Consider the following 6,198-nt stretch of genomic DNA (forward strand, 5'->3'; position numbering starts at 1 on the left):
AAACAAGCTCAAGGACAGTACTTTAAGGCAGTAAAAGCAAAGGGGCCCGAAGGCCCCTTCTGTCAAACCAGCAGTCCGGCACTTAGGCGTCCGGAGCTGCCTTGGCAGTCGGCTCACTGTTCTCGTAGATATACAGTGGCTTGGACTTGCCTTCTATAACGCTTTCGTCGATCACTACTTTACTCACCTCGGATTGCGAGGGGATCTCGTACATAGTGTCGAGCAACACGCCTTCTAGAATCGAACGCAATCCGCGAGCACCCGTCTTGCGCTCAAGCGCACGCTTGGCGACCGACTTGAGAGCATCGGTACGGAACTCCAGATCCACGCCTTCCATCTCGAACAGCTTGGCGTACTGCTTGGTCAAGGCGTTCTTCGGCTCGGTGAGGATCTGAATCAACGCCGCCTCGTCCAATTCGTCCAGGGTTGCCAGAACCGGCAAACGGCCCACGAACTCTGGAATCAGGCCGAACTTGACCAGATCGTCCGGCTCGACTTCGCGCAGCGACTCGCCGACTTTCTTACCCTCTTCCTTACTGCGAACTTCAGCATTGAAGCCAATGCCGCCGCGAGTGGAGCGGTTTTGAATAACCTTTTCCAGACCCGAGAACGCACCACCGCAAATAAACAGGATATTGCGCGTATCGACCTGCAGGAACTCTTGCTGTGGATGCTTGCGACCACCTTGAGGCGGAACGGAAGCAACAGTGCCTTCGATCAATTTCAACAGTGCCTGCTGCACACCCTCACCCGAAACATCGCGAGTAATCGAAGGGTTGTCAGATTTGCGGGAAATCTTGTCGATCTCATCGATATAGACGATACCCATCTGGGCCTTCTCTACATCGTAATCGCACTTCTGTAGCAGTTTCTGAATGATGTTCTCGACGTCCTCACCCACATAACCGGCTTCGGTCAGGGTGGTGGCGTCGGCAATGGTGAACGGTACATTCAGCAGGCGCGCCAGGGTCTCTGCCAGCAGAGTCTTACCCGAACCTGTCGGGCCGATCAGCAAGATGTTGCTCTTGCCCAGTTCGACCTCGTCATTCTTTTTGTCACGCTGGTTGAGGCGCTTGTAGTGGTTATATACCGCTACAGCCAGAACCTTTTTCGCACGTTCCTGACCAATCACATACTGATCAAGGATGCCGCTGATTTCTTTAGGCGAAGGCAATTTATGCGCGCTGCTTTCAGCCTGTGCCTCCTGCACCTCCTCACGGATGATGTCATTGCACAGGTCGACGCACTCGTCGCAGATAAAGACCGAGGGGCCGGCAATCAATTTGCGTACTTCATGCTGGCTTTTGCCACAGAAGGAGCAATAAAGCAGTTTGCCGTTGTCCTCGCCGTTGCGGGTGTCAGTCATTCGATCGATCCAAATCCGATAGGCTTGCAACACAAGATGAAGGCAATTGCGGGCTTTTTCAAGTCCGCAGGTGGCCGGTTAAACCAACCACCTACATTTGAGTTGCTTAGGCAGGCATTTGACGCTTGTTGATCACGGAGTCAATCAGGCCGTATTCAGCCGCACGCTCTGCGCTCATGAAGTTGTCGCGCTCGGTGTCGCGCTCGATGGTCTCGAGACTCTGCCCAGTGTGATGAGCCAACAGCGAGTTCAGACGCGAACGGATATGGAGGATTTCCTTGGCATGGATGTCGATATCCGACGCCTGCCCCTGAAAACCGCCCAATGGCTGGTGAATCATCATCCGCGAGTTAGGCAGGCAGTGACGCTTGCCTGCCGCGCCACCGGCGAGCAGGAATGCACCCATGCTGCAGGCCTGGCCGATGCAGATGGTGGAAACGTCTGGCTTGATGAACTGCATGGTGTCGTAGATCGACATACCCGCTGTCACCGAACCGCCTGGCGAGTTGATGTAAAGATGGATGTCCTTGTCCGGGTTTTCCGCTTCAAGGAAGAGCAATTGTGCCGCGACCAGGTTGGCCATGTAGTCTTCTACCGGGCCAATCAGGAAGATCACTCGCTCCTTGAGAAGGCGCGAATAGATGTCATAGGCGCGCTCGCCACGGGCGGACTGCTCGATAACCATCGGGACCAGGCCACCTGCGGCCTGGATGTCAGAGCTCTGCTGATAATAAGAATTGCGGGACATGTCCTGCAGTCACTCCCAAATAGTCATGTCTTGAATACGCATAAGCCAGCACGAAGGCTGGCTTATGGTGTGTATTTTCGAACGAGTAGAAAATCAGTCGGCTTGTGGTGCTTCTACCGGCTTGACCGCTTCTTCGTAAGAGACCGATTTGTCGGTCACGCTAGCTTTCTGCAGAACAGTATCCACAACTTGTTCTTCCAGCACAACCGAACGGACTTCGTTCAGCTGCTGCTCGTTCTTGTAGTACCAGGACACAACCTGCTCTGGCTCTTGATAAGCAGAAGCCATTTCTTGGATCAGCTCGCGCACGCGATCTTCGTCAGGCTTGAGGTCGAATTGCTTGACCACTTCAGCCACGATCAGGCCCAGCACAACACGACGCTTGGCTTGTTCTTCGAACAGCTCGGCCGGCAGTTGATCAGGCTTGATGTTGCCACCGAACTGCTGAACGGCCTGAACGCGCAGACGGTTCACTTCGTTGTCCAGCAGAGCCTTAGGCACTTCGATCGGGTTGGCGGCCAGCAGACCGTCCATTACCTGGTTCTTGACCTTGGACTTGATGGCCTGGCGCAGCTCACGCTCCATGTTCTTGCGAACTTCGGTGCGGAAGCCTTCCAGACCAGCTTCCTTGATACCGAATTGAGCGAAGAACTCTTCGGTCAACTCTGGCAGCTTAGGCTCGGAAACGGTGTTGACGGTAACAGTGAACTCGGCGGCTTTGTTAGCCAGGTCCAGGTTCTGGTAGTTCTCTGGGAAAGTCAGGTTCAGAACGCGCTCTTCGCCCGCTTTAGCACCGACCAGACCTTCTTCGAAGCCAGGGATCATGCGGCCGGAACCCAGCACCAGTTGAGTACCCTTGGCGGAACCACCTGCGAACACTTCGCCGTCGACCTTGCCGACGAAGTCAATGTTCAGCTGATCTTCGTTCTGGGCAGCGCGATCGGCCACTTCGAAACGAATGTTCTGCTTGCGCAGGATTTCCAGCATGTTGTCCAGATCGGCATCAGCCACGTCGGCGCTCAGGCGCTCAACGGCGATGGACTCGAAACCGGCGACGGTGAACTCAGGGAACACTTCGAAGGTTGCGACGTATTCCAGATCCTTGCCCTTCTCCAGAACCTTGGGTTCAACCGAAGGAGCGCCAGCCGGGTTCAGCTTCTGCTCGACAACGGCTTCGTAGAAGGAGGCCTGGATCACATCGCCCACAGCTTCTTGACGCGCATCAGCCTCATAACGCTGACGGATCACGCTCATTGGGACTTTGCCAGGACGGAAGCCTGGAATCTTGGCCTTTTGGGCAGTCTGCTGCAGACGCTTGTTGACCTGTGTCTCGATGCGCTCAGCCGGCACGGTGATGCTCATGCGGCGCTCAAGAGCAGAAGTATTTTCAACAGAAACTTGCATGGATATTCCTCGTTGCACAGACGTTAGCCGGCCGTTTCCGACCCCAGAATCAAGGGCATGCATTCTAGTGGGTCAAACTCAAGAAGTCACCCTACTGAAAACGGGTAAAAAAACAGCTGGCGATTTAAAGGCGAGAGCCAACAGTTGAGCCTCGCCCTGAGAGCAAATACAGCGAATCGAACCGGAGCCTCTGCGCCACGCTTCTATATATAGAAGGAATGACGCATCGCACCCCTGAAAGCCGGACCAACCCACAATCCGACCGCCAGACCTTGAGCATTCCAGCGACAGAAGGACAAATGTTTCGTCACCTCACCGGACCGTTACCCGCGCCCACTGAAAAACAGACCGCTGAAACGAAAACGGCGCAGCCCTTTTCAGGTGCTGCGCCGTTATCTGCTATATCAATAGCTACTTAATTGGTGCGGACGAAGAGACTCGAACTCTTACACCTTGCGGCGCTGGAACCTAAATCCAGTGTGTCTACCAATTCCACCACGTCCGCGTATCAAGCTTTTAAAGCAAAGGCGCCAGACTGTTAATCTGGCGCCTTTCGGAATATGGGGTGGACGATGGGGATCGAACCCACGACAACAGGAGTCACAATCCTGTGCTCTACCAACTGAGCTACGCCCACCATATTGCGTTGTTGCGTTACTTGTGCCAAAGCTGCCTAATGGCGCACCCGGCAGGACTCGAACCTGCGACCATCCGCTTAGAAGGCGGATGCTCTATCCAGCTGAGCTACGGGCGCCTTATTAATCTGTATTCTTTAACGATTACAAACTAAGTGCTTTCAGTCGTTACGAGCTAAACATCAACTCTGCCCGACCTTCTTAACCAGTGCTAGGCTGTGCCCGACAAGTGCGACGAATGTTATAGACGAGCCGTTAGGTCGTCAACTCTTTTTTGAAAAAAATTCATTTAATTAAAGGGGTTAGGGGAATTTGCGGACCAAGCGCCTTTGCCCTCACGTCCTGACATGCGAGAATGCGTTCTCTTTTTCTCTCCCTCTCGATGGTTAATCACGCGTCATGACTGCACAACTAATCGACGGCAAAGCGATCGCCGCCAGCCTGCGCCAGCAGATCGCCCAACGTGTCGCCGAGCGTCGCCAGCAAGGCCTGCGCACTCCGGGCCTCGCGGTGATTCTGGTCGGCAGCGACCCGGCCTCTCAGGTTTATGTCTCGCACAAGCGTAAAGACTGCGAAGAGGTCGGTTTTCTATCGCAAGCCTATGACTTGCCTACAGACACTACTCAAGAAGCACTGGCCGGCCTGATCGACCGGCTCAACGATGACCCGAACATCGACGGCGTCCTGCTGCAATTGCCACTGCCCGAGCACCTCGATGCCTCCAAGCTGCTGGAACGCATCCGCCCGGATAAAGACGTGGATGGTTTCCATCCTTATAACGTCGGCCGCCTGGCCCAGCGCATCCCGCTGCTACGCCCCTGCACGCCGAAAGGCATCATGACCTTGCTGGAAAGCACTGGCGCCGATCTCTATGGCATGGATGCAGTGGTCGTCGGTGCGTCCAATATCGTCGGTCGCCCGATGGCGATGGAACTGCTGCTGGCCGGTTGCACCGTTACCGTCACCCACCGCTTCACCAAGGACCTGGCCGGCCACGTCGGCCGTGCCGACCTGGTGGTCGTGGCCGCCGGCAAGCCGGGCCTGGTCAAGGGCGAGTGGATCAAGGAAGGCGCCATCGTCATCGACGTCGGCATCAACCGCCAGGAAGACGGCAAGCTGGTGGGCGACGTGGTCTATGAGACCGCTCTGCCTCGCGCCGGCTGGATCACTCCGGTACCGGGCGGCGTTGGCCCGATGACTCGTGCCTGCCTGCTGGAAAATACGTTGTATGCAGCCGAAACGCTGCACGACTGAATCAGGGGGAACACCCCGGATAAAAAGAACCCCGCCATTGGCGGGGTTCTTTGTTTCTGCCCGAAGCAAATCCCCGCAGGCGAGTCCTCTTGCGACAGCCATCCCCCACGCAGAACGCCGCGCAAAAGTACGACAGATGAAATTTAATTTACCCGGGGCCCTTTACCCACAGGCGTGTAGCTCTTTCCTGGCACATACTCATAAAATGTAACGTTTTTTTGAAAGCAGCCCGTTGCAGAACGGCATATCCACTCCATGAGTCCGCCCGCGTGAAAATCCGTCTTTCTATCCTGAGCCTCTTTTTTGCATTTACAGGCACCTTTATCACGCAGAGCGCCATCGCTCGCGAAACCACCGAAGCACTGCGCGACCCTTCTCAACTGCATATTGCCTCCGGCAGCGCCATGTTGTTGGACCTGCAGACCAACAAGATCATCTATTCCAGCAATCCCGACGTTGTGGTGCCTATCGCCTCGGTGACCAAGTTGATGACCGGCCTGATCGTGCTCGACGCCAAGCAATCGCTGGACGAATACATTTCGGTGGATATCAGCAACACCCCGGAAATGAAGGGTGTGTTTTCCCGGGTCAAGCTCAAGAGCGAACTGCCACGCAAGGAAATGCTGCTGATTGCCCTGATGTCGTCGGAAAACCGTGCCGCCGCCAGCCTTGCCCACCACTACCCGGGGGGATATGCAGCCTTCATCGCAGCCATGAACGCCAAGGCCAAGGCACTGGGCATGAGCAGCACGCACTATGTCGAGCCGACGGGGCTGTCGATCCATAACGTG

Annotated in this window: 5 protein-coding genes and 3 tRNA genes; 2 read left to right on the forward strand and 6 right to left on the reverse strand. The window is 55.5% G+C overall.

The genetic code is table 11. The annotated features are described in order from the left end of the window. Positions 1-82: 82 nt before the first annotated feature. From clpX to BTN82_RS18900, 6 genes are all read right to left on the reverse strand, one after another. Positions 83-1,366 carry an ATP-dependent Clp protease ATP-binding subunit ClpX gene (gene clpX, locus BTN82_RS18875; RefSeq protein WP_007927204.1) on the reverse strand — a complete coding sequence of 428 codons (1,284 nt, stop codon included), beginning with the start codon at positions 1,364-1,366 and terminating at the stop codon, positions 83-85. Between the two features lie 106 nt (positions 1,367-1,472). Then, complete coding sequence (gene clpP, locus BTN82_RS18880; protein ID WP_016965272.1) at positions 1,473-2,114, reverse strand: ATP-dependent Clp endopeptidase proteolytic subunit ClpP; 642 nt, start codon at positions 2,112-2,114, stop codon at positions 1,473-1,475. Between the two features lie 93 nt (positions 2,115-2,207). Then, positions 2,208-3,518, reverse strand: a complete 1,311-nt coding sequence (tig, locus tag BTN82_RS18885; protein ID WP_075120632.1) for a trigger factor — start codon at positions 3,516-3,518, stop codon at positions 2,208-2,210. A 420-nt stretch (positions 3,519-3,938) separates the two neighbouring features. Continuing rightward, positions 3,939-4,023, reverse strand: a tRNA-Leu gene (locus BTN82_RS18890). Positions 4,024-4,079: 56 nt separating this feature from the next. Then, a tRNA-His gene (locus BTN82_RS18895) sits at positions 4,080-4,155 on the reverse strand. A 40-nt stretch (positions 4,156-4,195) separates the two neighbouring features. Continuing rightward, positions 4,196-4,272 (reverse strand) — tRNA-Arg (locus BTN82_RS18900). A gap of 280 nt (positions 4,273-4,552) precedes the next feature. Here BTN82_RS18900 and folD point away from each other — a divergent pair. Together folD and BTN82_RS18910 are read left to right on the forward strand one after the other, a co-directional pair. Continuing rightward, a complete protein-coding gene (folD, locus tag BTN82_RS18905) occupies positions 4,553-5,407 on the forward strand; it encodes a bifunctional methylenetetrahydrofolate dehydrogenase/methenyltetrahydrofolate cyclohydrolase FolD (RefSeq protein ID WP_075120633.1) in 855 nt (284 codons plus the stop codon). 269 nt (positions 5,408-5,676) lie between these two features. After that, a partial coding sequence (locus BTN82_RS18910) for a serine hydrolase (RefSeq protein WP_186828420.1) occupies positions 5,677-6,198 on the forward strand: 522 nt, incomplete at its 3' end.

The organism is Pseudomonas chlororaphis, from assembly GCF_001921865.1.
GTDB classification, from domain to species: domain Bacteria; phylum Pseudomonadota; class Gammaproteobacteria; order Pseudomonadales; family Pseudomonadaceae; genus Aquipseudomonas; species Aquipseudomonas chlororaphis_D.

Coding starts and splice junctions, on each gene's coding strand:
- clpP (WP_016965272.1), bottom strand. CDS start 2,114: ATGTCCCGCAATTCTTATTATCAGCAGAGCTCTGACATCCAGGCCGCA.
- tig (WP_075120632.1), bottom strand. CDS start 3,518: ATGCAAGTTTCTGTTGAAAATACTTCTGCTCTTGAGCGCCGCATGAGC.
- clpX (WP_007927204.1), bottom strand. CDS start 1,366: ATGACTGACACCCGCAACGGCGAGGACAACGGCAAACTGCTTTATTGC.
- folD (WP_075120633.1), top strand. CDS start 4,553: ATGACTGCACAACTAATCGACGGCAAAGCGATCGCCGCCAGCCTGCGC.